The sequence below is a fragment of the Paraburkholderia sp. EG304 genome (assembly GCF_046543485.1).
GTDB lineage: Bacteria > Pseudomonadota > Gammaproteobacteria > Burkholderiales > Burkholderiaceae > Paraburkholderia > Paraburkholderia youngii.
In genome coordinates this window covers 1-263 of the sequence record NZ_JBKGUA010000433.1, presented here as the reverse complement: position 1 = coordinate 263, position 263 = coordinate 1, and the positions used below count along the sequence as shown (strand labels likewise).

The 263-nt window shown below is 70.0% G+C and carries 1 protein-coding gene; it reads right to left on the bottom strand.

Annotated features, from left to right (window positions below; all coding sequences use genetic code 11):
- Positions 1-263 (bottom strand): AMP-binding protein (locus ACLFKU_RS44610; RefSeq protein ID WP_410853503.1); only part of this gene is annotated, 263 nt, incomplete at both ends.

Sequence of the window (263 nt, the reverse complement as noted above, 5' to 3'; positions counted from 1 at the left end):
CGCCGACGGATAGGCCGGATCCAGCGGCAGATACGCGCCCCCCGCCTTGAGGATCGCCAACAGCCCCACCACCATCGCCGGACTGCGCGCAAGGCAGATCGCCACCGGCTGGTCCGGCCTCACCCCGAGCCCGGTCAGATGATGCGCCAGACGGTTGGCCCGCGCATTGAGCTCGCCATAGCTCACGCGCTCCTCCGCACAGACCACCGCCACCGCCTCCGGCGCCTTGGCGACCTGCGCCTCGAACAGTTCGTGGATGCACT